General features: G+C 63.4%; 23 protein-coding genes and 5 pseudogenes. 15 read left to right on the top strand and 13 right to left on the bottom strand.

Annotated elements, in window-relative coordinates; translation table 11 throughout:
- Positions 1-151: 151 nt before the first annotated feature.
- From LZ585_RS08535 to minC, 4 genes are all read right to left on the bottom strand, one after another.
- Complete coding sequence (locus LZ585_RS08535; protein WP_234853185.1) at positions 152-787, bottom strand: exopolysaccharide biosynthesis protein; 636 nt, start codon at positions 785-787, stop codon at positions 152-154.
- A gap of 126 nt (positions 788-913) precedes the next feature.
- Positions 914-1,189, bottom strand: coding sequence for a cell division topological specificity factor MinE (minE, locus tag LZ585_RS08530; RefSeq protein ID WP_234853184.1), 276 nt, complete (start codon positions 1,187-1,189; stop codon positions 914-916).
- Complete coding sequence (minD, locus tag LZ585_RS08525; RefSeq protein WP_234853183.1) at positions 1,186-2,034, bottom strand: septum site-determining protein MinD; 849 nt, start codon at positions 2,032-2,034, stop codon at positions 1,186-1,188. Before minD ends, minE begins: the two co-directional genes overlap by 4 nt.
- Entirely contained in the window at positions 2,031-2,774 is a 744-nt protein-coding gene (gene minC / locus LZ585_RS08520) for a septum site-determining protein MinC (protein WP_234853182.1), read from the bottom strand. The genes minD and minC overlap by 4 nt, the downstream gene beginning before the upstream one ends.
- A 183-nt stretch (positions 2,775-2,957) precedes the next feature.
- Between minC and LZ585_RS08515 the strand changes: the two genes are divergently transcribed.
- From LZ585_RS08515 to LZ585_RS08495, 5 genes are all read left to right on the top strand, one after another.
- A complete protein-coding gene (locus LZ585_RS08515) occupies positions 2,958-3,182 on the top strand; it encodes a hypothetical protein (protein WP_315857589.1) in 225 nt (74 codons plus the stop codon).
- Between the two features lie 269 nt (positions 3,183-3,451).
- Positions 3,452-4,543, top strand: a complete 1,092-nt coding sequence (locus LZ585_RS08510) for a zinc-binding dehydrogenase (protein WP_234853181.1) — start codon at positions 3,452-3,454, stop codon at positions 4,541-4,543.
- Positions 4,544-4,746: 203 nt separating this feature from the next.
- Positions 4,747-5,775, top strand: coding sequence for a low-specificity L-threonine aldolase (gene ltaE, locus LZ585_RS08505; protein WP_234853180.1), 1,029 nt, complete (start codon positions 4,747-4,749; stop codon positions 5,773-5,775).
- Between the two features lie 136 nt (positions 5,776-5,911).
- The gene (locus tag LZ585_RS08500) at positions 5,912-6,385 is read left to right on the top strand and encodes a winged helix-turn-helix domain-containing protein (RefSeq protein ID WP_234853179.1); all 474 of its coding nucleotides are present in this window, start codon (positions 5,912-5,914) and stop codon (positions 6,383-6,385) included.
- Positions 6,372-6,905, top strand: a complete 534-nt coding sequence (locus LZ585_RS08495) for an IS630 family transposase (RefSeq protein WP_256445605.1) — start codon at positions 6,372-6,374, stop codon at positions 6,903-6,905. The genes LZ585_RS08500 and LZ585_RS08495 overlap by 14 nt, the downstream gene beginning before the upstream one ends.
- Positions 6,906-7,020: 115 nt before the next feature.
- Here the strand turns inward: LZ585_RS08495 and LZ585_RS08490 are convergent.
- A pseudogene (locus LZ585_RS08490) lies at positions 7,021-8,256 on the bottom strand (IS3 family transposase).
- 50 nt (positions 8,257-8,306) lie between these two features.
- Here LZ585_RS08490 and LZ585_RS08485 point away from each other — a divergent pair.
- The 6 genes and pseudogenes from LZ585_RS08485 to LZ585_RS08460 all read left to right on the top strand — a co-directional run.
- Positions 8,307-8,659: pseudogene (locus LZ585_RS08485) on the top strand (Mu transposase domain-containing protein); the annotation flags it as partial.
- A 31-nt stretch (positions 8,660-8,690) separates the two neighbouring features.
- On the top strand, positions 8,691-8,933 hold the full coding sequence (locus LZ585_RS08480; RefSeq protein WP_315857588.1) for an ATP-binding protein: 243 nt from the start codon (positions 8,691-8,693) through the stop codon (positions 8,931-8,933).
- A 396-nt stretch (positions 8,934-9,329) separates the two neighbouring features.
- Positions 9,330-10,667 (top strand): IS110 family RNA-guided transposase, encoded by a 1,338-nt coding sequence (locus LZ585_RS08475; RefSeq protein ID WP_234853177.1) that lies wholly within the window; start codon positions 9,330-9,332, stop codon positions 10,665-10,667.
- Between the two features lie 32 nt (positions 10,668-10,699).
- Positions 10,700-11,152 (top strand): annotated as a pseudogene (locus LZ585_RS08470) (ATP-binding protein); the annotation flags it as partial.
- A 72-nt stretch (positions 11,153-11,224) separates the two neighbouring features.
- A pseudogene (locus LZ585_RS08465) lies at positions 11,225-11,374 on the top strand (IS110 family transposase); the annotation flags it as partial.
- A gap of 497 nt (positions 11,375-11,871) precedes the next feature.
- Positions 11,872-12,642, top strand: coding sequence for an IS5 family transposase (locus tag LZ585_RS08460; RefSeq protein ID WP_234853176.1), 771 nt, complete (start codon positions 11,872-11,874; stop codon positions 12,640-12,642).
- A 102-nt stretch (positions 12,643-12,744) separates the two neighbouring features.
- Here LZ585_RS08460 and LZ585_RS08455 read toward each other — a convergent pair whose 3' ends face one another.
- The 4 genes and pseudogenes from LZ585_RS08455 to gfa all read right to left on the bottom strand — a co-directional run.
- Positions 12,745-13,779 carry a lipocalin-like domain-containing protein gene (locus tag LZ585_RS08455; protein ID WP_234853175.1) on the bottom strand — a complete coding sequence of 345 codons (1,035 nt, stop codon included), beginning with the start codon at positions 13,777-13,779 and terminating at the stop codon, positions 12,745-12,747.
- Positions 13,769-16,171, bottom strand: coding sequence for an FtsX-like permease family protein (locus LZ585_RS08450; protein WP_234853174.1), 2,403 nt, complete (start codon positions 16,169-16,171; stop codon positions 13,769-13,771). Before LZ585_RS08450 ends, LZ585_RS08455 begins: the two co-directional genes overlap by 11 nt.
- A complete protein-coding gene (locus LZ585_RS08445) occupies positions 16,168-16,818 on the bottom strand; it encodes an ABC transporter ATP-binding protein (protein ID WP_234853173.1) in 651 nt (216 codons plus the stop codon). Before LZ585_RS08445 ends, LZ585_RS08450 begins: the two co-directional genes overlap by 4 nt.
- Positions 16,819-17,511: 693 nt before the next feature.
- Positions 17,512-18,090, bottom strand: a pseudogene (gene gfa / locus LZ585_RS08440) (S-(hydroxymethyl)glutathione synthase); the annotation flags it as partial.
- 219 nt (positions 18,091-18,309) lie between these two features.
- Between gfa and LZ585_RS08435 the strand changes: the two are divergent.
- Genes LZ585_RS08435 through LZ585_RS08425 form a run of 3 tightly spaced genes read left to right on the top strand, consistent with a single transcriptional unit; the run spans position 18,310 to position 21,059 of the window.
- Entirely contained in the window at positions 18,310-19,278 is a 969-nt protein-coding gene (locus tag LZ585_RS08435) for a TRAP transporter substrate-binding protein (protein WP_234853172.1), read from the top strand.
- A complete protein-coding gene (locus LZ585_RS08430) occupies positions 19,271-19,777 on the top strand; it encodes a TRAP transporter small permease (RefSeq protein ID WP_234853171.1) in 507 nt (168 codons plus the stop codon). Before LZ585_RS08435 ends, LZ585_RS08430 begins: the two co-directional genes overlap by 8 nt.
- On the top strand, positions 19,770-21,059 hold the full coding sequence (locus LZ585_RS08425) for a TRAP transporter large permease (RefSeq protein ID WP_315857587.1): 1,290 nt from the start codon (positions 19,770-19,772) through the stop codon (positions 21,057-21,059). The genes LZ585_RS08430 and LZ585_RS08425 overlap by 8 nt, the downstream gene beginning before the upstream one ends.
- A gap of 120 nt (positions 21,060-21,179) precedes the next feature.
- On the opposite strand, the gene LZ585_RS08420 is transcribed toward LZ585_RS08425, so the two are convergent.
- Complete coding sequence (locus LZ585_RS08420) at positions 21,180-22,049, bottom strand: glycosyltransferase family 2 protein (RefSeq protein ID WP_234853169.1); 870 nt, start codon at positions 22,047-22,049, stop codon at positions 21,180-21,182.
- Positions 22,046-22,675 (bottom strand): hypothetical protein, encoded by a 630-nt coding sequence (locus LZ585_RS08415; RefSeq protein WP_234853168.1) that lies wholly within the window; start codon positions 22,673-22,675, stop codon positions 22,046-22,048. The genes LZ585_RS08420 and LZ585_RS08415 overlap by 4 nt, the downstream gene beginning before the upstream one ends.
- Before the next feature lie 240 nt (positions 22,676-22,915).
- On the opposite strand from LZ585_RS08415, the gene infC reads away from it, so the two are divergent.
- Positions 22,916-23,404, top strand: a complete 489-nt coding sequence (gene infC, locus LZ585_RS08410; protein ID WP_234853167.1) for a translation initiation factor IF-3 — start codon at positions 22,916-22,918, stop codon at positions 23,402-23,404.
- Positions 23,405-23,459: 55 nt separating this feature from the next.
- Here the strand turns inward: infC and LZ585_RS08405 are convergent, their stop codons facing one another.
- Positions 23,460-23,777: a TM2 domain-containing protein gene (locus tag LZ585_RS08405; protein WP_234853166.1), complete on the bottom strand. Its 318-nt coding sequence runs from the start codon at positions 23,775-23,777 to the stop codon at positions 23,460-23,462.
- A gap of 76 nt (positions 23,778-23,853) precedes the next feature.
- Entirely contained in the window at positions 23,854-25,119 is a 1,266-nt protein-coding gene (locus LZ585_RS08400; protein WP_234853165.1) for a hypothetical protein, read from the bottom strand.
- Between the last annotated feature and the right edge of the window lie 33 nt (positions 25,120-25,152).

The raw sequence follows: 25,152 nt of genomic DNA, 5'->3' as shown, positions 1-25,152 counted from the left end.
GGTGTTTTCACACGGTCTGGTACGGTCGTCGTACGAACTCAAGGTTTTGCAATCCGCCAGGATTGACGCCGCAAACCGCGAGCCTGCTGGATTTCACAAGTGGAGGCAGATTCCACATCTGTCCCGATCAGAAACCCCAGACGAGGCAGGCTCAGCCCAATACGGTCATCAGTGTCCCGCCCAATCCCAGAAGCGCGCCAAGGGCGGCCACGAGGATCACCAAGCCATCTCGGACCATCAGACCCAGGCCCATCGAGGCAATTGCACCCATTGGAATCGAGGAGGCAAAGGGCAGAAGCTCCAGCGGCGGAACAGTGGCGCAGAGCAGGATGCACAGAAGGGCGACAAGGCGCAGGCCGGCCTTTCCAGTCAGCCAATCAAGCCGCGGTCGGAGCACCCGGTCTATCCAGCCCGCTGGCCGTTTCAGCCATTCCATGCCTTTCTTGACGCGGTCGCCGTCCAGTGTCCGGCGCTCCAGCACATCGGGAAGCCAGAGATGGTCGCGACCAAAAAGGATCTGTGCAGCGACCAAGGCAATCCCAAGGGCGATCAGCGTAGGAAGGCCGGGAATGCCGCCGATCGGCGTGATCTCGACCAGTGCCGGAATGGCCAGGAATGGCCCAAAGCTGCGCTCTCCCAAGGCTTGGCGGATGTCGTGGACGCTGACTTGGTCCTGCTCTTCTCCAAGATTACCAAGGTGCTTGACAAGGTCGGAAAGGCTGCTGTCTTGACTGCTCATCCGGGCCAACGAGCGCGCAAGGCTGCTGGTTCCTGTCAGCCGTTCCATGCACGGTCACGCGATCTGGTCGCGGATGATGTGGGCATTGCCGGGCAGGAGACTGCGGGTCATGCCGGCATCCGGTCAGACCCGTTCCTGGCGCCGGGATACGGCGCCAGGCGGTTGATGCGATCATCAGCTTTTCGGTGACGGGACGGCGCCGGGCAGCTCGATGTTGATCTCGAGGCTGGACATCTGGTCGCCGCGCTCCATGCGGACGTCGACCTCCTTTTCCCCAATCGGGACATACTTGCGGATCGCCGCAATGATGTCGCGCTGCAGCATCGGCAGGTAATCCGCCTCGGCGGTGCCGCTGCTGCGTTCATGGGCCAGAAGGATCTGCAGCCGGTCTTTTGCAGTCTGGGCTGTCGGGGTCGGGCGCGGCTTGCGAACAAAACTGAACAGGTTCATGACGCACGCTTGAACAACCGCTGGAACAGGCCGGGGCGACGCTCGCCCTGGATGCGCATCTCGACCTGGGTGCCGGTCAGCCGGGACACCGCATCCTCATAGGCGCGGGACGCGGCCGAGGGTTCGTCCAGAACCACGGGCGTGCCCACGTTTGAGGCCTTGAGGATCGCCTTGCTTTCCGGGATCACGCCCAGCAGCGGCACGGCCAGGATCTCCAGCACGTCCTCGACCGTCATCATCTCGCCGCTGTCGACGCGGGCCTGGTCATAGCGGGTCAGCAGGACCTGGGCCTTGATCGGCTCGGCGCCGTCGGTTTCGGCACGGCGGGTCTGGCTGCTGAGCAAGCCCAGCACGCGGTCGCTGTCGCGGACCGAGGACACCTCGGGATTGGTCACGACCACGGCCTCGTCGGCGTAATACATCGCCAACTGGGCGCCGCGTTCGATCCCCGCGGGACTGTCGCAGATGATATAGTCGAACTCGGCCTTCAGCTCGGTCAGGATCTGCTCGACGCCCTCCTTGGTCAGGGCGTCCTTGTCGCGGGTCTGCGAGGTCGGCAGGATGAACAGCGTTTCCAGGCGCTTGTCCTTGATCAGCGCCTGCTTCAGCTTGGCATCGCCCTGGATGACGTTGATGAAGTCGAAGACCACCCGGCGTTCGCAGCCCATGATCATGTCCAGGTTGCGAAGGCCCACGTCAAAGTCGATGACGACGGTCTTGAAGCCCTGCTTTGCCAGCCCGGCGGAAATTGCCGCGGACGAGGTCGTCTTGCCGACGCCCCCCTTGCCCGAGGTGATCACGATGACCCGCCCCAGGGGCGCGTCCTTCTTGGCTTGCGATGTCATGCGATTACCTCCATGCGAAGTTTCTCGTTCTCCAGGTAAATATGGGTGCAGCGGTCTCGGGCGGCCTGATCCAGCGTCTCGCTGGTCTGGTAGAGGCCCGCGATGGCCACCAGTTCGGCGTCCAGGTTCTGGCAGAAGATATGGGCGTTTTCGTTGCCGTGGCAGCCCGCCATGGCCCGACCCCGTAACGTGCCATAGACGTGGATATTGCCTGCCGCGATCAGCTCCGCCCCCGAGGCGACCGTTCCGATCACGGTCAGGTCGCCCTGATCGGCCACGATCATCTGGCCCGACCGCACCGGAGAGCGGATGACCTTGGTCTCGGCCGGTCGAGGTGGGATGGCGGCCGGCGCGGGGCCGGGATCGCGGGGCAGAGGGGCATCGCGGCCGGTGTTCACGGCAATCAGCCCCAGGTCGTCAAGCAGAGCCGGGTCAAATCCGGCGGCATTCTGGACGCCGAACACCCGCAGTTCACGCTGGCGCAGACTGTCCAGCAGGGTGCGGATACGGTCCGGTTCCTGGAAGCCCGGGGACTGGCCCAGATCCAGCACCATCGGCGCGCCGGAAAAGAACTGCGGCGTGCGGCCCAGTTGTTCATCCAGTTGCGCATGGAAGCGGTCGTCGGCCATGTCGCCGTCGATCCGAAGCGCCAGAACGGTCAGGAAGCGGCCGCGAACCTGGAACGTGGCTGTCTTGGCCGAGGGCCGGTCATGCCGGGCACGGGCGTATCCTTCTGACACGTCGACACTCTGCTCCTGCTCTGGCGGATCGCGACTCGGGCCACGCCGCTCTTGTTAGGGGGCCATTTCCCACGAAGCGCCCCATGGGTGGAAGACGCTTCGTGCGTGCCGGCAGGAACCCGCCGACGCCCATGGCGTGTGATTGCCCTGTGCCGCAGTCCGTGTCCAGACGCGAATGCAGTGGTGTGGGTTGGCCCCGGAAGCGATACCGCATCGAAGGCGCACGCCTTTGTCGATGGCAACAAGCGCACGGCCTTTGTCACGGCACTGACCTTCGTGCGCCTCAACGGCTTGGGCTTTCTCCCCGAACCGGTCCAAGGCGTTCGTATGAGGGAAGATCTGGCTTCGGGCGGTGTAACCGAGGCTGCCTTCGCCGCGTGGTTCCAGAAGGGGGTGGAGGCGCATTGAGGAGATACGACCCTGCGGCGGACCATGGTCTGTGATGAACTGTGAGACACGATTGCCCCGGATCAACAGGCCCGCACCGCAGCGCACTGATCATGGGGTGCATTTCGGGAACGATGCGGTTCCCAAAATTCACTCGTTAGCGCGCAGGGACCGGTGCCATCCAACGTCCCTGGGATAAGGGCACTAGAGTGGCGGTTGAACACCGCCCGCCAATGCGGAACTATTGCCGGGACTGCAACGGAGGGCACATGGATCACGACAGCTTGGAAATGAGATCGATTGTGCGCGCGGATGGCACGCTGCGCCTGGAACTTGCGACGGTGCGCCTGGCCGAACCGGGACCGGGAGAGGTTCTGGTGCAGGTTGAGGCGGCACCCATCAATCCGTCCGATCTGGGCCTCATGTTCGGGCCGGCCGATATGGACAGCCTCCACTTTGACGGACAGGCGTTGACGGCGCGCATTCCCGACCGCGCCATGCCCGCCATGCAGGCGCGCATCGACCAGTCGCTGCCCATCGGCAACGAAGGGGCGGGCATCGTCATTGCGGCAGGCCCGGACCAGCAACATCTGATCGGCAAGCGGGTCGCGATGCTGGGCGGCGCGATGTATGCCAGCCTGCGGCTGATCGCGGCCAAGGATTGCCTGGTGCTGCCGGACGGCGCCTCGGCCGAAGAGGGCGCGGCGCTGTTCGTCAATCCCCTGACCGCGCTTGGCTTTGTCGAGACGATGCGGGCCGAGGGACACAAGGCGATCGTTCACGCCCCGGCGGCATCCAACCTGGGACAGATGCTGGTGCGCATCTGCAAGGCGGACGGCATCGGCCTGGTCAATATCGTCCGCAGCCAGGAACAGGTGGCCCTGTTGCGCAGTCTTGGGGCGGTCCATGTGGTGGACAGCAGCACCGACAGCTTCCGCCACGACCTGACAGAGGCCATCGACGCGACCGGCGCCACCCTGTCCTTTGACGCCATCGGCGGGGGCGAGATGACCAGCATCATCCTGAACGCCATGGAGGCGGTCGCGATGCGCCGCATGACCAGCTATGACCGCTATGGCTCGGCCGTGATGAAGCAGGGCTATATCTATGGCGCGCTGGATACCGGGCCTTCGATCCTGCGGCGCGGCTTCGGCTTTACCTGGAGCGTTGGCGGCTGGCTGTTGTTCCACGCGCTGCGCCGCCTTGATCCGGGAACGGTCGAAGCCATGCGCAAGCGGATCCTGGACGAAATGACCACCACCTTCGCAAGCCACTATACGGCCCGCATCACGCTGGAGCAGGCGCTTCGGCCCGACACGGTCGCGGCCTATACGCGCAAGTCCACAGGCGCGAAGTATCTGCTGACGCCGCAACGGCCTTGACCGGGGCGTCAGTCGTTCCTCAGGTGGTTCATGGCACTGCCGGGGCGTCTGCCTCCAAGGTGCTGCCTATGTTGCAGACCACGAGCCAAGCGCCCAGTCGGTCGCAAGACACCAAGGGGAAGGCGCAGGCAACAGCTTGATCTTCGGCCCGGCGGCGGCTTTCCTGCCTTCGGGCCACCCTCGGCCCGCCAAGGGAACGGTACATGACAGGCATGGATGACTTTCGCTCGGACACCGTGACGCGGCCGGATGCTGCGATGCGGGCCGTCATGGCCTCGGCCGCGGTCGGGGATGCGGTTTACGAGGACTGCCCGACCACCCACAGGCTCGAGGCTATGGCGGCAGAGCGCCTTGGCAAGGAGGCGGCGTTGTTCTTTCCAACGGGCACGCAGTCGAATCTTGCCGCACTGATGGCGCATTGCGGCCGGGGCGACGAATACCTGGTCGGGCACAAGGCGCATACCTTTCTTTATGAAGGAGGCGGGGCGGCGGTGCTGGGTTCGATCCAGCCGCAGCCGTTGCCCAATGAGCCGGACGGGACCATCTCTCTGGCCGCGATCGAAGACGCGATCAAGCCTGACGATTTCCACCATGCCCGCACCAGGCTTCTGACCTTGGAAAACACCTTCAGCGGGTCGGTGCTGGACCCTGCCTATCTGGAGGCCGCGACCGGGCTGGCACGCAGGCATGGCCTGGGCACCCATCTGGACGGCGCGCGGCTGATGAATGCCTCCGTCGCCACCGGCTGCGAGGCGGACGTGCTTGCACGGGGTTTCGACACGGTCTCGCTGTGCCTGTCGAAGGGGTTGGGGGCGCCCGTAGGCTCGGTCCTGGCTGGGCCGAGGGATCTGATCCAGGCCGCCCGCAGGCTGCGCAAGATGCTGGGGGGCGGGATGCGGCAGACGGGCATCCTGGCGGCTGCGGGCATCCACGCGCTTGAACACAACGTCGCGCGACTGGCGGACGACCACGCCCGTGCCGCGCGCCTTGCCGATGTCCTGGCAGCCTTTCTTGAGTTGGGATCCGGACCGGCGCAAACCAACATGGTGTTCATGACACCCGTTGCCATCGACGTGGATGCCTTCCGGCGTTTCCTGGCCGATCGCGGCATCGCCGTCGGCGGCCGCTATGGCAACCTGCGGTGGGTCACGCATCTGGATGTCGATAATGCATCGGTCGACAGGGTCCAGGCTGCTTGCGAGGACTACTTTTCCGGGGATGGGCCTCACTAGGACGGCAACACGAGGCGCAGGCGTGAGCGTTTGATGTCGCGCCCGTGCCACTACAGCGTATCGCGGGCATTAGATTCAGGATTCCCCGTTTCTTGGGATGTGCTTCCCTTTTGCTGAGGCAGGTATGGGTTAGTTGATGGGCAAGCCACATCCAATGGAGCTTCGGACGCGGGGTGTCGCGTATGTGGATGAAGGCCACAGGCATCGCGAGGTGGCGCGGCACTTTCGAGTGTCGCCCAAATTCGTCAACGATCTGGTGAAGCTGCGGCGCGAGACCGGGTTGCTGAGGCCGAGGCGGCAAGGCAATGGTGGGGGACATGGCAAGCTCGCCGGCGTGACCAGTTGGCTCAAGGCGCGTGTTACGGCCAAAGGTGAGATAACGCTTGATGAGTTGGTGGTCGAACTGGCAAAAACCCACGGCATCGCCGTCCACCGTGCCACCGTCTGGCGGGTGTTGCGCGGGCTCGGACTGACACACAAAAAAGCCCTGCAGGCGCTTGAACAGAAGCGCCAGGGCGTCGCTGGCCTGCGTCATGTCTGGATCGCGAGGCGCCAGCCTTTCATGGCCAATCACCTAGAGCGGCTGGCTTTCCTTGATGGTGAGGCGTGAGCCCGCCACCGGTCCGAGGGCCACGCCGAACGGAATCAAGACGAACATGACCAAGACCACCGGCTGGGCGCCTTGTGGGCAGCGCCTCGTCGATCATGCGCCGTTCGGACATTGGCGGAGCCAGACCTTCATTGCAGCTCTGCGCCATGACCGGTTGGACGCGCCTTGGGTGATCGATGGGGCAATGAACGCCGAGATGTTCAACCTTTATCCCAAAACCCAGTTGGTCCCGACACTCCATCCCGGCGACGTTGTCATTCTGGACAACCTTTCCAGCCATAAAAGTCCTGCCGCAGCGGCAGCGCTGCGCGATGTCGGCGCGTGGTTCCTGCGCCGGACGCCATACAGTCCTGACCTCAACCCGATCGAAATGGCCTTCTCCAAACTCAAGGCGCTGATCAGAAAAGCCGCCGCCCGAACCTACGATCAGCTTTGGGCGGCGGTTGGCAAGGTCTGCGACCTCTTCTCCGACGAGGAATGCTACAACTACTTCAAAGCCGCAGGGCATGAGGTCGATTGAATGCAACGGGATCTAGTACTACAGTTGCATTTCATGTAGGTTTGTGGTTCCCTTGCCATGGTGTCGCTTAGCGCGCATTGGCCCTGTCCCGTATTTGTGCTGCTCTGGTGCTCGTTCAGGCTGCTTGGCGCTCAAGGGCCAAGGGGGTTTTTCCTCCCGATGCTGAATGCCGACGGCGCGAGTTATAAAAGCCGTTGATGTATTGGAAGATGGCTGTCTCAGCCTGGCGACGCGTTTCCCACGACCTGCGCCCGATCAGTTCGGCCTTGATGGTTTTGAAGAAAGGTTCGACGGCGGCATTGTCGTAACAGTTGCCTTTGCCGCTCAGCGACGCTTGCAGGCCATGTTCGCGCGGGACCTTCCGGTAGTCATGCGAACAGTGTTGCGAGCCGCGTCAGCTCGTGGAAGACGCGGCCCCGCGGCGGTGATCGCAGGGCGATGGCCATTCTCAATGCCCGGATCGCCAGATCGCGTTTCCTGCGGTTGGCTCGCGGCCCAGCCGATCACGCGCCGGCAGTGCAGGTCCAGGAGCGAGGCCATGTCCGCCACCGGTCCGAGGACCATGGTCGAGCGCCAGATGCAGCCAACCCTCGCGGGTCCAGATGTAGCTGATGTCGCCCGCCCATGTCGCTGCGCGGTCTTTCGGTTCTGGTCGGGCCGATCTGCCATGAAGTCACGATCCAAGCCGGGTTCGGCGCGCTGTTGAAGGCGTGATTGCTGTCCGTGGTCGCCTTGAATTTGCGCGTTCTTTCAACGACGATCCCGTTCTCCCGCATCAGTCGCCCGCCCCGGCGATGGCCTACATCGATGCCAACTTCCTTCAGTTCCTCAGTCATCCGGGGACGGCCATGGCTGCCCAGGCTCAGACGCGACTGTTCCTTGACAGGGGCAAGAACAACCATGTCCATGCGCTGCCAGCGACTGGCCGGGCGGCTGCAAAAGGCCCGCAGCCCGCGGGGGCTGACATTCCTCACCTGGCACAGCCGGTCGATCGGGAAGGCCCCACGCTGCTCTTCGACGAACCTGAACCGCACGGCTTTTGGCTCGCGAAGAACTGGGTGGCTTTTTTCCAGGATCTCCCCCTTTCGCCGGGGAAACAATCCCCCAGACTGTTTCGCGGATCCGGCTCAAATCCTTGAGGATGCGGATCTCGCGCCCAAGCCGTTATTCTCCGGGCAAGCTCGCGGTCCTCTGCTGAGACCACATCCGTGTCGCGATGGGCGTTCCCCCATGGGTTCAAGGTCGACACGCCGACCCCCAGATCATCCGCAATCTGACGTCGCGAAAGCCCGCTCGTCCGTGCAATGCGCACCGCATCCTTGCGAAACTCATCCGTCCTGCCTGTGCCCAGGGTTCATCTCCTTTGCCGCACATTGTGCTATCAAAGGAGCGCCACCAAGCCGCGACAGGTCCAGTCGGGCTCCGTTTGGTCAGTTGCGTGACCTGATCCGCAAGGTTCGTCCCGACTGCGCAATCGACCTAGATACTAACAGCTACTCGGTGCCCTGGCGCCTGGTCGGCGAGACCGTGCGGTCCTGGTCCTTGCTGGCCGCATGATCGTGCGTCATGCCGGCAACGTGGTGGCCGACCATCCGGTTTGTCAGAGCCGCCGTCAATGGGTCACCGACAAGGCGCACCTGATCGATGTGGTTGGAGGCGGACCGATCCAGGAGGAGCCGGCACCGAGCATCCAGACACCTGCCTTGCTGCGCCCGCTTGCCGCGTATGAAGCGGTTGTCGGAGGAGGCTGGTGATGACAGCGGTTGATCACGAACACTGCTGGCAATGCTCGACCGGCTCAAGCTCACGGCCACTTGGGACCAGCTCGACACCCTGCTGGACGAAGCCGCACGGGCTGACATGACCTTGCGCGAGTCCCTGGCCTTTCTGGTCCGGCGCGAGCCCGCCCGGCGCGACGAGCGGCGCATATCCATGGCAAGCAAGCTCGCGCAGTTTCCGTTTGTGCGTGAACTCGCGGGCTTCGAGTTCGAAGCGTGGCCTTCGCTGGATCCGGGGCAGATCCGCTAACTCGCGACCAGCCGGTGGATCGCGCATGGCGACACGACACTGCTTCTGGGGCCGCCCGCGACCGGGAAAACGCAGGTATCCATAGCGGGCCGGGTCTGATGCCACGGGGAAGACAGTGCTGATCTTGCTTCGACGAGGTGATCGCGGATCAGATCCGGTTCCCGATATTCTGGAACCGGGTCAATGTGTCGACGCGAACCGGGCCGGTTCGGGTCGAAGACCCTGAGAGATCCGAAGATCGTCTCGTGACCGTGAAATCATAATCCCGATCCGGCCGCGTCGACGAGGCAAGTGTAACACGATTGTGGTGTCGCTTCCCGCCGGAAGCATAGGCCACGAATGACATACCTGACTGTGCTGGCGACGCGTGGTTCTTCACCAACAAGGATCCTAGCAATGATCAACAGAACGATTGGAATAGACCTCGCCATCCGAGGTGATCATGTCGCCCAGATCTACGACAATGGCCAGCCTGTCGGCCGGCCCATACGGTTCCGTCACAACCCTTGCTCCCTAGACGCTTTCGTTGCGCGCGCAATCTCCGATATAGGCCCGGATGACTGCGTGCAGGCGATCATGGAACCCACCGGCATGAGCTGGTTTCCGGTTGCCCACCGGCTCGCCGATGTCGGCGTCGCAGTCGCGCGCGTCAAAGGCAAGCGGGTGAAGGCCCTGCGCCGCTACCTGTCTGAACACGCCAAGACCGATCTGGCGGATGCGCATGTCTTGGCTGCCATTCCGAGCTTCGGAGGGCCGAGGCTCGATCCGGTTCATATCCCAGCCCCGAAGAGCCATGCCTTGCAGCGTCTTACCAAGCAGCGCAGCCGCTTCCAGGATGCCGTTGCCTCAGCCAAGCGTCGGCTTCTCGATCTCGTTCGATGGGCATCCCCGCTTCTCGAGCGCGTGCTGCCAGACTTCGGCACCCGGCTCGCCATGGCGCTTCTGCAGCATTGGGTCGATCCGGAGGTAGTCCTCAAGGCGCGAAGGTCTACGATCGCACGCTTCATTGCCCTGCATGCCAGCGGAAATCATCCTCATAGCGGTGCCTTTGTTGATGCGCTTATCGAAGGGCTCCGCCAGGCCGCCCGGGAAGCCCTTGCCCTTCATCGCGATCATCTCGACTTTACTGAACTGCAGGCCGAGATCTGCATCGAGATTGATGTCATGAAGGTCAACATGCTCGCTCGGGACCAGTTGACGCTCAAGATCGAGGCAATTTACTGCGAATTGCAGCCCGAAGATGTCCTGCGCACCATCCCCGGCATCGGTCGCCATCTGGCACCCGTGCTGCTGGGGGTGCTCCATTGTGCCGACCGCTTCCAATCTGAGCGACACATTCGCGGCTTCTGCGGTCTGTTTCCGCGCCGTTCGGACAGCGGCGGCACCGAAAGGCCAGGCCAGAAGATCACCCAAGGCGGCAATGATCGGATCAAGCGTGCTCTTATGCTGGCAGCCGACGCCGCCCGAAAGATCGATCCTGATCTTGCCGAGGTCTACTGCAAGATGATGACCCACCGGAGCCACCACCACAAGCAAGCCCTCTGCGCCGTCGCCAATCGGCTCGTCAGCCGCATCTTCCACGTTTTGCGAACTGGGAAGCCATATATCTTGCGTGACCGAGACGGGCGCGAGATCTCTCTTGCCGAGGCAAAGGCCCTGATCACCGAGCGCTACACCGTATCCGAAAGCATCCGTGCCACACGGCGCGTCAATCGAGTTTCCATTGCGGCATAGCCGAAAAAAGCCTTGCGCTATCGGTACAAGATCATCTGGCTGTCGCCTTAGGACGAGAAGCGATCCGGCAGAACCACTCGGTGCAGTTTGTGACTGCGGCCACCCTTGTGGCAATGCTGGCCAAGGGTCATGACGACGGCCTTCTCGAAAAGCAGCTGACGCAGCTCAGCCGGCCCAAGCTTCTGATCATTGACGAGTTGGGTTACCTACCCTTTGAGGCCAACGCCGCCCACCTGTTCTTCCAGCGGATCTCGCGCCGTTACGAGAAAGGCTCGATCCTGATCACCTCGAACCGTTCTGTCGGCGAATGGGGCAGTGTGTTTGGTGACCCTGTGGTTGCAACGGCAATTCTTGACAGGCTGCTGCATCATTTAACGGTGATCACTATCCGCGGTGACAGCTACCGTCTTCGCGAAAAGCGCAGGTCTGGTCTCCTGCAAAAGGCCGGGGCCGGGTTCGAAACTGACAATGCCAGCCATTCATGAGAGGGGGTCAGTTCTTCACGTCGCCAAAGGGGTCAATTCTTCAGTTCGTTTGACATGCTGCAGGCGGTCGAGCGATTTGACACCCCGAATAATGGTTGGCTGAAGCGCCCGCTGGCCCGCAAGCCACGCATGGTCGCCGCGATCGCGCTGGCAAACAAGATGGCGCGCGGTCTCTGGGCCATGATGATGAAGCAGGAGGATTACCGGAACCTGGTGACGACGATGGCATACCGCACCGCGCCGGCCATTGCGTTCCGGCACGTCGGGGGGGGTGAGGAGGTCACTGAACAGTAAGGGCAAAGGATCGATCAGATCCGGGTCAGGGAAAGCAGACTTTGTGCAGGAGCCATCGAGTTCGATCTGTTGATATGCTTCTGATCCGCGCATCGCCATACCGGCTCGCGGCTCCATCAGCGCCGCAACAAGAGGCCTGATACATGACCGCACCCGATCACACGATCGAGCCGTTCAAAAACAACATCCACCAACGGGAGCATCCATACATGCACAAATGCCAATAGGATTCATCTGGTGTATCCGGGATGGTAGCTAGTCGGCATGGCCCGACGGACTCCTCCGACCTACAAGACCAAAAACTGGCCCGCCCACAACGAAGTGCTCAGACCCCGAGGCTCTCCGTTTGATCTGGTTCGATCTCGCCATGGCCCGGGAAGCGAGTCCGACCGGCAAGCGCGCCCGACAGCGTGACTACAGCGACCGTGATCCAGACCTGCCTGACAATAAAGGTTCTGTTCGGCATGGCGCCCAGGCAGACCACAGGGTTCGTCGAGAGCCTGGTGCGACTTATCGGCCTGGACTGGACCGTGCCCAACTTCAGCACGCTCAGTCATCACAAAAGGATGCTGAAGGTGAACATCCCCTATCGCGGCACAAACGGCCCCTTGCACCTGCTGGCGGACATCACCGGCATCAAGGCTGAAGGCGAAGGAGAGTGGAACGCGCGCAAACATGGCGGCGCCAAAAGGCGGGTTCGCCATGGCCGCTCGGACCAGTGGCGCGACATGGCTCACGGCGCAAGATCCACATCGGGATCGATGAAAAGACGCTGGATATCCGGGCGGCCGAGCGCATCACAAGCGACATCGGCGATGCGCCCGTGCTGCCTGAACTGCTCGACCAGACCCCCTGCGCGGGATACCGCCAGCGTCACCGCCGACGGCGCATTCGACACCCGCAAGTGCCATGAGGCCATCGCTGCCCGTGGTGCCGCCGCGATCATGCCGCCCCGCAAGAACGCCAAGCCTTGGAAACCCGGCACCGCCGGGGCGATTGCCAGCAACGATATCCTGCGGACATCGACGCGCTTCGGCCGGACAATCCGGGAGAGATGGAGCGAATACCACCGAGATTTACAAGAAGCTTGCCGAGGTTCTCGCCTACCATGGCAGCACCGTCAAAATCATCCACACGCTCAGGCCGCTGATTGTATGTATGGCCGAAGGGATGAGGTCGTCCCCTACAAGGGCTGATCCACCATTTCAAAAAGCGCCCTGATGCGCCGGTTGCCTATTGATGAAGCCGGGAATGCGTTTGCGCGGCATTCCCCACGGGATCGGATGAAAAGGCGTTGATCAGTCGTAGCCTGTCATCTCGAGATAGCCGGCGCCGCTGTGGCTGCCCGTGATGGTCACCGGCCCCTCCCAGTATGGCACCAAGGTTTGCATCCAGGCATCGGGGTTCAGGGCTTCCACCGTCACCACCACACCCTTCGCGGGCAAGCTGACCTTCCATGTCGTCGGCACTTGCCGTCCGGCCACGCTGTGACGAGACAGCGGCGCGGCGGTGAAGGCACCATCGGGAAGGGGGGTGGCCTGTCCATCGGCGGCTATCCAGGTCGCGGAGGTATAGTCACTGGCGCCGCGCAGAACAAAGCCCATCAGCTTGCCGCCATCATCAAACGACAACGAGAACCAGTCCCAGCCCTGCTGATCTTCGGCCAGCGGTTGCGATGACCATTCCCGATCCAGCCATGCCGTGCCGGTCACGGGAACATCTCCATCCGGCAGGGACAGCGTGCCGGACAGATTGAAGAAGGGCTGCGAATAATAGTAGCTGGCTTGTCCTGCGGCAGATTTGACGGAATAGCCGTCCTGCCCATGGCGGACCAGGGGACCGGACGCGCGCAGCTGCACGTCATAGGCAAAGTCAGATCCGGACGCCGTCAGGCGCAGGGTATCGAAATCCGGCCCTTCCATGACCCAGTCGTCGATCCAGGCCGAGAATGGATCGGCCTGCACCCCCGCCTGGCCGATACCCCCACGGGCCAATCGTTCCGCCACATGATGCTCGTCAGGCGTGGTGACCGCCGCATGACCCATCCAAAGCTGCGGCGTTTCCCATCCTTCCCCGTCGCGCGGTGCCAGGGCGGACCGGAACAGCGTCCATTGCAGGCCGTATGGCGTTCCGTCACGGCCGGTCATGTTGGCGGTCAGATACCACCATTCGATCCTGTAGGCGGGGTGGGCGCCATGGTCGGCCGGAAACTCCAACGCGGTGCCGGGGATAGGCAGTGCGAAATCCTCGGCTTCTGAGCCCAGACCGGCAAAGCCTTGCGCCAGCGCCGTAACCGGGAAAAGCAGCAAAAGGACTAACGCTTTAACGTTCATGGCGGAATACCCCCAGAAGTTGCGCGGGCGGTGTGCGCGACAGCCGCCATGCCGGCCATATCGCGGCAATCGCCGCCGCCAGAAGGGTCAGCATCCCCAGCCGCAGGTAGTCGAGCGGGAAAAGATACATCGGCAGCCGCCAGCCAAAGGCCTCGACATTGACGATGGCGAGCAGGGACCAAGCCAGCGCCAAACCCAAGGGCAGCGCCAGTGCCCCGGTCAGCGTGGCCAGCACCAAGGCCCGCAGCAGGTCCAGCTCCGCCAGCCTGCGCCGCGTCGACCCAAGCGCCCAGACCGGGGCCAGTTGCGGCAGCCGCATCGCGGCCAGGGTCAAAAGGCTCATCAGGATGGCAAAGCCCGCGACCGCCAAGGTCAGCACATTCAGCGCGGCCGTCACGGTAAAGGTCCGCTCGAAGACCGCCAGAGAGGCGGCCTTGACCGCGGCCTGGTCAATCATCGCGCTTTCGGCCACTCCGGCTTCGGCGCTCAGGCGATCCCGCAAGGCATCGACGCGACCCGGATCGACGCGCAGGCCGAACTGCGTGACCGTGGCATCCGGAAACAGGTTGCGAAACAATGTCTCGGTCAGGACGACCTGTCCGACCGGGTTGCCATAATCGCCGTAAACGCCCAGCACCGGAAGTGTGACATCCGGCATTCCCGTATCCCCAGGCACAGCGATCTCGGTACCCAAATCCAGATCCGCCCGCCGATAGATCTGCTCGTTGATCAGCACGCCTTCACCCTGCGCCAGACGGTCCCAGGCATCGGGGACCGCGCGCAGAAGCCGCCAGTTGTCGCGATAGGTCGCATCATCGCGCTGGCCCAGGATCTCTCCTGGCAGGCCAGCGATTTGGCGATCCACGCTCAGCAGCGGCAATATCGCATGGGCGTGCCGGGTTGCGGCTGCGGTGATGGCGTCGGCCTGCGCGGGATCTTCGACCCTGACATACAGTTCAGCCGCCAGTCGCTGGTCCAGGAATCCGACAAAGGTCAGCCGGAATGAGGAAACCATCGTCGAGACGCCCACATTGGCCGCCATCGCCAGCATCAGGGCCATCAGCGCCAGGGAAAGGCCCGGCACCTGCTGGCGGGTATCGGCCCAGAACCATTGTGTCACCGGTGCCCTGGCGCGCCTCTCGGCCCAGGACAACAGCAAGGTCAGCACCGGGGGCAGGGCCAGTGCGCCGCCGATCAGGAGGGCACCCAGCATGGCGAACCCGGCCTGCAGCCCCTGGCCCCCGATCGCCAGTGCCGCAGCGATGACAAGCAGGCCCGCCGCCACCGCCGACTGCCTTCCATGGCGGTGGGACATGGTCAGGGCGCGCGCGTGCGCTCCGCTGAGCAGCGGCATCCGTGCAAGCGACCACAGTGCCCCGCTTGCGGCCACGGCCGTGCCGACCAATGCTATTGCCAGCCCCGATAGCCACCACACCGGGCGCAGCGTCATCTGACCCGAGACATCCGCACCGTAAAGCCCGCGCAAGGTTGCCGCCACGTCTGGCAACAGGGCCGCTGCGATGAGATACCCCAAGGCCACGCCGATCAGGCCTGCAACAAGGGCCAGCACCGCAAGCTCCGCGGCCATCAGCGCGATCAGCCGCCCCAGCGGCGCACCAAGCGCCCGAAGCGTGCGCACCATCGCGCGGCGCTGCTCGAAGGCCAGTCCAATGGCGCCATGCACGATGAACAATCCCACGGCAAAGGACAGCAGGCCAAAGGCGGTCAGGTTCAGGTGAAAGCTGTCCGTCAGTTGCGAGATATCGTTGCCGCCCTGCGGCGCAACCACGGTCAGGTCGGGCGCCACATCGGCCAGCGGGCGGCGGGTCAGGGGCTGATTGGGAAGGACGATCAGCCGGTCGATCTGACCGGGTCGGTTCAGCAGGCGCTGCGCCAGTCCGATATCGGCAATCGCGGTGTCGGGTGCGACATCCGGGGACACAACAGCCTCGGAGTCGAGGTCAGGCAGTCGGGCGAGGGTATCTTCGCGCGCAAAAACCTGCCCGGGCGCGGACAGGAAGGCCTGGAAATCGGCGCCGCTTTCGGGGCCGGCTGGAACCAGGTCACCGGGGGCGGTCAAAGGCTCCAGCCCCAAGATCCGCACGGGGCCAAGGCGACCCTCGACCACCGGCGAGACCATCCATCCGGCCCGTCGCAGCGCGACATAGGTTTGCTGAGGGATCGCCCCGCCGTTCCGGGCCGTGATCTGGGCGAACTGGCCTTCGCCAAGGGTTGCCGCTGCGGCCCCATAACTGGCGCGCGCCTCGGCGTTGATCGCCTGCACCCCAGACCACAGGGCGGTCGAGAGGGCCAGCCCGACCAGAAGCGTGAGCAGTTGCAAGGGATTGCGTCGCCAATGGGATGCGAGGGCCGAGAGGATCGCGGCAGTCACTCCAGACGACCCGCGTGCAGGCGCAACCGGCGTGGCATACGGGACGCCAGCCGTTCGGAATGGGTGACCAGGATCAACCCTGCGCCCGTTTCTTCGACCAGTTCCTGCAGCATGGTCAGAACGATGTCCGCCGTGGCTTCATCCAGATTGCCAGTCGGCTCATCGGCCAACACGAGATCTGGGCGCGGCGCAAGCGTGCGGGCGATCGCCACCCGCTGCTGCTGGCCCCCGGACAACTGTTCTGGATACTTGTGCAGGTGATCGTTCAATCCCAGCCGGGCGGTCAGCGCCTTGGCGCGGTCCGCGTCATGGCGGCCCGCCAGTCGCGCCTGGAAGGCGATGTTTGCCGCCACGGTCAGCGACGGGATGAGGTTGAACTGCTGAAAGATCACGCCCACGGCACCACGTCGAAAGCCCGCGCGTCCCGCATCGTCCATCGGCGTTAGATCGGTGCCGTCGATCGCCACCACGCCCTGATCGGCCGTGTCCAGCCCGCCGATCAGATGCAGCAGCGTGCTTTTGCCCGAGCCGGACTCGCCCGTCAGCGCCAGCATCTGGCCTCGCTCCAGATCAAGGGAGACACCGCTCAGCACCGGTGCAGTTGCGGCCGGATAGGTCTTGGTGACGTCACGAAGGCTCAGCAGCATCAGGTATCCTTTGAGGAGTCAGATAAGCCGCAACCGGTCACAGAAAAGGGGGCGGTGGACTTGATGTGCTGCCGCAGTCTTCGGTGCCTATGCGGCGCTGCTTGCTCTGCCGATAAATCTGGGACGGCACATTGGATAGCAAGGTTGAACAAGGGATCAGGCTGTTCCATCGCCGACCTATAGCGATATGCTGTTCCCATTGCGGAGGCTGGAAACCAGGTCTGACTGAGGGTCGTCAGAACATCGGGCGGGGGATGAATACCTGCCGCTCTCAGTTGCGCAGGCCCATGCCGGTATCAGCAAGTTGACTTGGCTCAAGGCGAAAGCTGCGATGGGGTTTGGACCATTCGCGGCACCGCCACTGGTAGCCGCTGTTGAACGGTGGAACCGCGATTATTGTCCAGAAAGCGTCTCCTGAGCCGTCGCCCTCGCCGCGACATTCCTAATTTTGGCGCGGAAATTCAATGGGTCGCGGTCTGGACGACGAGATTGGCCACGCCAATTTCGTCGTCCAGCGCTATGCCTATTCTCCTATCGCTGGCCGCCACTAAAAAGTTTGCTCAGCAACCGGCCGAAGATCGACCCGCTTTCTTTGGCAGGGGGCGGCGGGGCGGATTTATGCTGCGGCGGGGCCGAGGCGCTTTGCCGTGTCTCGGCGGGCGCCGGTGACACGTTCTGCGTTGCCGCGGCGGGTGCTGGTTTCGCCTGACGCTTGGCCACATGGGTCGCGATGGCGTCCATCAGGGGCGGCGACAATGTATCATAGGGAGTAAGCCCCAACTCGCGCAGCCGCGCCCGGATGCCCTCCATTCGGGACGGAGCAACGCCCGACTCGATGACCGAGCTGACAAAGGCCGCGAACTCGGGGGCCGACCAGCCGGCTTCGTTCGACAGTTCGGTATGGACAAAGTCCAGTCCATAGAACGGATGGTCCTTGTTCTCGATCCGGCCATACATATGAACGCCGCAGCCGGTGCAGGCGTAACGCTGGATGGGCGCGTCCTTGTTGACGATCTGCAGCTTGTCGCCGTTTTCCAGAACCTGGACCGCGTCGCGCGACACGACGGCCACCTGGCTGAAGACCGCCCCGTCGGGCTTCCAGCATTTCGTGCAGCCGCAAACGTGGTTATGGGCGGTCTGCGCGCCGACCCGGACCTTGACTGGCTTCGTCGCGCATTTGCAGGTCAGGACGCCGCCGGAAAAATCCGGGTTCCCACGCTTTATCCCGTTGTCGACTGCGGGATGAATAAGCACGCCTTGTGTATTTGCCATGAGCCTCTCCTTCGGTGACTAGATTGTCCCAGCCTCTCCCCGCCGGGCCTGATGGGCAACCTAGCAGAAAGTGGAGGATTGATCTGTTGAAAAAAGGTGTTCACCTTTGATGCCCTTGCAGAATTACGGACGCCGTTCCGGTTTATTGTTGCGTTCACAGGTTGCGCATCCCGGGCGGCTAAAGCTAGTTTTGCCCGATCCGAGGGAGGGACCTGAGATATGAAGAATTTTGTTGCTGCCGCTGTTCTTGGCTTGGTCTTGGCAGCGCCTGCCGCTGCACAGGAAATCAAGATCGGCTATGCGCTGGCCGAGGACAGCCATTATGGCGCCGGGGCCAAGGCGTTCGAGGAGTCCTTGAAGAACAGCCTTGGTGACCAGTTCACCTTCCGCCACTTCCCGTCCTCTGGCCTTGGGGGTGAACGCGAGGTTCTGGAAGGGCTGCAACTCGGCACGGTCGAGATGACGATCGCCTCGGATGGAACGCTGTCGAACTTTGTTCCCGAAGTCGGCGTTCTGGGCATCCCGTTCCTTCTGCGCGACAAGGACCATGCCCGTGCGGTCCTTGATGGCGAAATCGGCGACGAGATGCTTGCCAAGTTCGAGAACGCAGGCCTGCACGCGCTTGCCTGGGGGGAACAGGGCTTTCGCCACATCACCAGCAACCGCGGCCCCATCGAGACGCCGGCCGATCTTGAGGGCCTGAAGATCCGCACCATGGAGAACCCGGTCCATATCGAGGCGTTCCGCGCCCTGGGCGCAGCACCCACACCCATGGCATGGCCCGAGGTGATCGGCGCGCTTCAGCAAGGGGCAATCGATGGCCAGGAAAACCCGCTTTCGGTCATTGTCTCGGCCAAGCTGAACGAGGTTCAGAAGAACCTGACGCTGGACGGGCACGTCTATTCCTCGACGATCATCCTGATTTCCCCCTCGCTCTGGGGGAACCTGGATGACGAGCAGAAAGCCGCCTTCGAGAAAGCCGCCGACGACGCCGTTTTCGCCATGCGGGCCTATGTCGATGAGGTGGACGCATCCGGTGTCGCCCGGATGCAGGAGGCCGGCATGACGGTGAACGAACTATCGGCCGAGCAGAAGGCGGCCTTCCGTGAGGCGCTTGCCGAGCCCTACAAGGCCTATGAGGCACAGTTCGGCAAGGAGCTTATGGACCGCATCCAGGCCTTTGAGTGATCAGATGCGCCGCCTCGAAAATGCCTTTGTGACGCTGAACGGCACTGTGTTGGTGCTTGGGCTGATGGCGATGTCGGTCATTCTTGGCTGGAATGTGCTTGGCCGCTATCTCACAGGCAATTCCCTGAGCTGGGCAGACGAGGTGGCGCGTTATTCGATGATCTGGCTGACCTTCCTCGGCAGCGGCCTTGCGCTTCGCGAGGGCGCGCACGCAGCCATCACCAATGCGCAGGATGCGCTGCCGGGACCGTTGCAGCGCGCACTGCGCGTGCTGATCCTGTTGGTTCTGCTGGGGTTCTTCGGCTTCATGGTGTGGGTCGGGGTCGACTACATGAATCGCATGGCAGTCCAGCGGTCGGCCGCATTGCAAGTTCCAATGAAGTGGGTCTATGCGGCAATGCCAGCCGGCTTTCTGCTGATGATCGTTCATCTTGTCCTGATGGCGCCCCGCTATTTGCGTGCTGGCATGGAACACCCGGAAGAGAGTGCCCTTGGCTGAGATCATGATCGCCGCATTCCTGATCCTGATGATCATGGGGGTGCCCGTCGCATTCAGCCTTGCCATGGCGGCCTTTGCGGCGGTGGCCATCGACGGACGCTACCCCATGGTCGTCGTCGTGAAGGAGATGTTCACCGGTCTCGACAGCTTTCCGCTTTTGGCCGTCCCGTTTTTCATCCTTGCGGCCGAGATCATGTCCACGGGCGCAATATCGCGTATGTTGATGCGGTTCGCATCGCAATTCGTGGGGCATCTGCGCGGCGGCCTGGGCTATGCAAACGTTCTGACCGGAACTCTGTTTGCTGGTATTTCAGGCTCGGCTCTGGCGTCGGCGGCAGGCCCGGGGGCGATGATGGCCCGGATGATGGAGCGCAGCGGCTATTCCAAGGCTTATGCTGGCGCGCTGACGATTTCGGTGGCTGTCGTGGACCCGATCATACCGCCGTCGATCACGATGATCATCTATGCGCTGCAGGACCGCAATGTATCGGTCGGGTCGCTGTTCATGGCGGGACTTCTGCCGGGCCTGCTGATCTCTGGCCTCATCGCCGGCGTGAACTGGTGGATCAGCCGCAAGCGCAACTATCGCAGCCTTGAGACGCGTCCCCCTGCCTCGCAGATGGTGCGCAACACCATAGCCGCGCTTCCCGCGCTGCTTTTGATCGTCACCATCGTTGGCGGCATCCGCGGCGGCATCTTCACGCCGACCGAGGCGTCGGTGGTGGCGGTCTTCTACGCAATCGTTGCAAGCGCGGTCATCTATCGCGGTTTCACCTTTGCCGACCTGTGGGGCGCGTTCCTGCGTTCGGCCATCATGTCGGTCGCCGTGCTGATGATCCTGGCGGCAGCCCGTGCCTTTGCATGGGTGCTGATCATCGAGGGCGTCCCGCAAGCCATGGCCAGTGCCGTGATCGCGATGGACCTGTCGCCCGTCGCCTTTCTGCTGATGGTCAACCTGCTGCTGCTGTTCTTCGGGATGTTCATGGATCCCTTGCCCGGTGTGATGATCCTGGTTCCGATTCTGGCGCCCATCGCCCATAACCTCGGCATCGCGCCGGATCACTTTGCCATCATCGTCATCGTCAACCTGACGTTCGGGCTTATGACCCCGCCAGTGGGGGGACTCATTTTCGTGGTTGCCTCGGCGACCAAGCAAAAGCCGTCCGCGCTGGTCCGCGAATTGCCGCCCTTCTTCCTTGCGGCAATCGTGTCGCTGCTGATCCTGACCTTTGTGCCCGCGCTGTCCACCTGGCTGCCCAGGATCAGCGGCTTTGCTCACTGACGGCCTGCAGCAACACCGGGCGAATGATTGCAAGGCAAGATGATGTCAAAGGCGGGCAGGGTGTTAGGCTGGTGGTGGAAAGGCTCACCGCCAGGACTATGACGTCCTATCCTCTTGCGGCTAGAACCATTGTCCCGGTTCCATCAGCCCCAGATCCATCAGTTGCTGCGCGTTCCATTGGAAGCGTTCCGAGTTCCGCCACTGAAAACTGCCCACTGCTTCCCGGGAACCGGGATTCGTGGCCAGGGCCTTGGCGGCGCGGAATGATGCAATGGCGGCGGTCAGGTTGTTGTGCCAGGGGCAGGCATAGGTGTTGTATTCGGGAATGCCGAACCTGTGGTCGGCTTCCAGGTGCAGGCCGGGCGCCGCGCGGAACAGGGCGATGCGGTCGATGCGGCGGCGGGCGGGGGCGACGTGTTCCTCGAACCGCCACCGCAGACCGCCATGAAAATCCAGTTGCCGGTCCAGCGGCTGCCCATCCGGTCCCTTGCGGCCAAGCGCGAAATACCCCGCACGGTCGAACATCGCCTCTGTCAGGCTGACCGCGTTCGGATCGCGTGTCAGGTTTGTCGAGTAAAGGTCGATGACATAGGTCAGCATGGCGCTGCGCCGTTCCTCGGCGTGAAAGGCCAGAAGCTCGGCCACGCTGCGGGTTTCCGAAAAGGGAAAGAACAGGAATTCTGCGTTGTAGCAGTAATAAAGCCAGGTTCCTGCAGGGACGGCAGCGATCACCGCATTGACTGCGCCCTGATGGGCCATGGCATCGCGGGCGTTCCAGTGCAGGTTGGTGATGCGGCCCGCCAGGTCCGGGGGCAGGGTGACAGGATCGGGCGACAAGGCCAGGATATGCCGGAACCCGAGGCCAAGGTGGTGGCGCAGGGTTTCCTCGACCGCCGCATCGTCTTCGATCAGGATGATGGCGATGGGACCGCGGTCCAGAACGGGGGGGCGCGATTTCAGAAAGGCCGCCAGCGGCGGATGGGCTGTCACGGCATCACGGCCTTGACCTGATCCAGGGCCTGCCTCAGCAGATCCGGGTTGGACCGGGCGGTTTCGACCAGCCGTTTCAGCGTGGCTTTCTGCGCATCGCCAAGGGCGGCGTCGTCGATGATCCGGGCGACCTGGGCCGCGTCAAACCCTTCGGGCGTCAACAGCGACTGAATGCGCGTCGCGGCAACGGCAGCGGTTGCGGCCTGGTCCGTCGCGGCAGCTGCATCATTCGCGGCCTGTGCGGCATCCTGGACCGCCTGGGCCACGGGGGCGACGGCGCCACTGGCGGCGGTGGCTGCCGCATCTGCCGCACGATCCGCAGCCTCCAACGCAGCCTCGGCTGCGGCCTCCGCTTCGGCTGCCGCGTCGCTGACGGGGGCCACGCCCGCCTCCTCTGACGCTTCGACCGCCTCTGCCGCCACATCGGCGGCGATGGCTGCGGCATCGGCTGCGGCGTCGGCCGCAGCCTCGGTCGCCTGGGTGGCTGCGGAAGGGGCTGCGTCGGTGTCGGCCGCCACTGGCGCGTCAGGTGCGGGCACGTCTTGCGCCAGCCGACCGTCTTGCCAGATCCACCATCCTCCCAGGCCAAGGGTCAGAATCACGATCAGGGCCAGTAGAATGCGCATGGCGGACGGTTCCTTGCAGACGTTTCGCCAGCTATGGCACAGGGGCGAGGCACGGAAAAGGCGCCGGGCGCACACAAAGGCAGGGGGATTTGGCCCCGCCTTTGGGCAAAGCATCAAATCCAGTTGAACAATCCCGTTTGGACGCTTATTTTCCGTCTATTCCGATTTGGCTATCAAAGGAGCACAGCCATAGCCCGCCGACCGCATAACGCACCGCCCACCCGTGATACTGGACCCCGCGTGAACGAACGCATCCGCGTGTCCGAAATCCGCCTGATCGGCGCCGATGGAGAGAATGTCGGCGTGGTTCCGCCCTCGGTCGGGTTGCAGATGGCGCAGGACGCCGGGCTGGATCTGGTCGAAATCTCGCCCAACGCGACCCCTCCGGTCTGCAAGGTCATGGACTTGGGCAAGTTCAAGTATGAACAGCAAAAGCGCGAGGCCGAGGCTCGCAAGAAGCAGAAGATCATCGAGATCAAGGAGATCAAGTTCCGTCCGGGAACCGATACCCATGACTATGATGTCAAGATGCGATCCGTGATGAAGTTCCTGGAGGAAGGCGACAAGGTCAAGGTGACCCTGCGCTTCCGCGGTCGCGAGATGGCCCACCAGGATCTGGGACTGGAACTGCTGAACCGCGTCCGTACCGACGTGGGCGAAGCGGGCAAGGTCGAATCCATGCCAAAGCTGGAAGGCCGGCAGATGGTGATGATGATCGCCCCGAAATAAGGCGATCCCCCGGAAAGGAAAGGCCGCGCGGGCGATTGCCTGCGCGGCCTTTTTGTTACCAGCGTCCTGCCATCAGCCGTTGCCGGATCACCGCTTGGTCGTCGCGGATCATGCCGGGGATCAGGAACAGGTCGATGACCGCCCAGACCCAGACAAAGGCCAGGGGGATCCAGCCGATCAGGATCGGCGCGGTCAACGCGCCTATGCCGGACAAGACCAGCATGATGATGCCGCTGACCCAGCGGCCCAGATACATGCGGTGAACGCCCAGTCCCCATAACAGGACCGCCAGCAGATAGGCGACCAGCTGCGATTTTGATTCGTTTGCGACGCGCTGTTCGATCAACAGCTGTTGCTGGACATTGTCCGACAAGGGCTTCTCCTATCAGAGGGGGCGGAACCGCCGCCCCTTTGCTTGATAGATAGGATTGGCGGGCAGGGGTGCAAGATTATTCGGCCCGCAGGAAACGGTCGAAGGTCAGGCCGATGGGACGGATCGGCCCGGCGCTGCCATCGTTGCGCCCGACATCGACCACCCCCAGGTGATAGCGGCCCGGCTCCAGCAGTACCGGACCCAAGCGGGCATCCGTGCCGCCATCGACATCGTCGTTTTCGCCTGCCACCGCGCCCGATGCGGCGAACAGCACCAGCCTGGGATCGGCCCCGACAAGCCCGCCAAAGGCATTGATGATGACCACGGTCGGCTGGTCCAGATCGAAGCCCAGCCATTGCGTGGCGCCGTCATGCAGGACAACCGTCTGCGCGACCTGCGCCAGGTCGACCGCCTGGATCGGATGGGTGCCGTCCGCAGGCGGGCTCAGTTCCCCCTTGCGATAGGCATTGCGCAGGAAAGCCTCCACGTCCAGCTTTTCCGCGCTGACCGTCAGTTCGCCCGGCTGCGCGGAAAGCGCGGCAACCGCGACGCAGTAATCCGCCGGCGTCAGGGCCGTGGCGAAATCCAGACGCGAATTCAGCCCGTCGGCATCGTCGTTTTCCCCCAGCAGGGTGCCTTGGGCGTCATACAGGCGCAGCATGGGATCCAGCGTCGGACTTGCGGCGCGCAGCGTCAGCGGCATTCCCTGCGCCAGGCTGAAACGGTAGTATCCCGTCTGCGTGCCGTCCTGCGTCGCCGTCACGGCCCCCTGGCCCAGGCGTTCGTCCAGGACGCCCTGAACCAAGGACTCGGCCGGAGTGTCCGGCGTACAGGCGGCGATCCGGTCGATGCCCGCATCGTCTCCGCCCTGCGGCAGCAGGGCGGCTTGCTCGGGGCGCGAGACCTGGACCGTGGCCGACATGGCGCTGTTTCCCACCGACCGGACCGCAACGCAGTAAATGCCCGCTCCCACGGTTGTTTCGAGGGCCGAGTTCAGCGACACCGGCGTATCGTCGTTTTCCGCGATCACGTCCCCGTCCTCGGTCAGCAGGGTAATCGCGGGATCGCCGTCCGGGGCGCTTGCCTCGACCCGCAGGGCCTGGCCTGCAGCGCCCGTGCGAAAGGCGAAAAGCGCCTGTTGTCCGCCCGCCACCTGCGCCTGGGCCGACAGCGCAGCCGGGCTGTCGGCGATGTCCTGGCTGCCATCACCCCCTAGCCATTGCGCATCGCCGCCGCAGACTGGCGTGCTGTCCGATGCCTGTTGCGCGGCGGCGGGCAGACCCAGGCTCATGGCGGCTGCAAGGGTCAGACCGGCAAGGACCGGATGATGATGATATGGCATGATCGACCTTGGGAAGGGGAAGGGATTTTCGCC

It is taken from the genome of Paracoccus everestensis, assembly GCF_021491915.1.
GTDB classification, from domain to species: domain Bacteria; phylum Pseudomonadota; class Alphaproteobacteria; order Rhodobacterales; family Rhodobacteraceae; genus Paracoccus; species Paracoccus everestensis.
The sequence above is the reverse complement of the archived record's forward strand: the minus strand, read 5'-3'. Positions and strand labels throughout refer to the sequence as shown.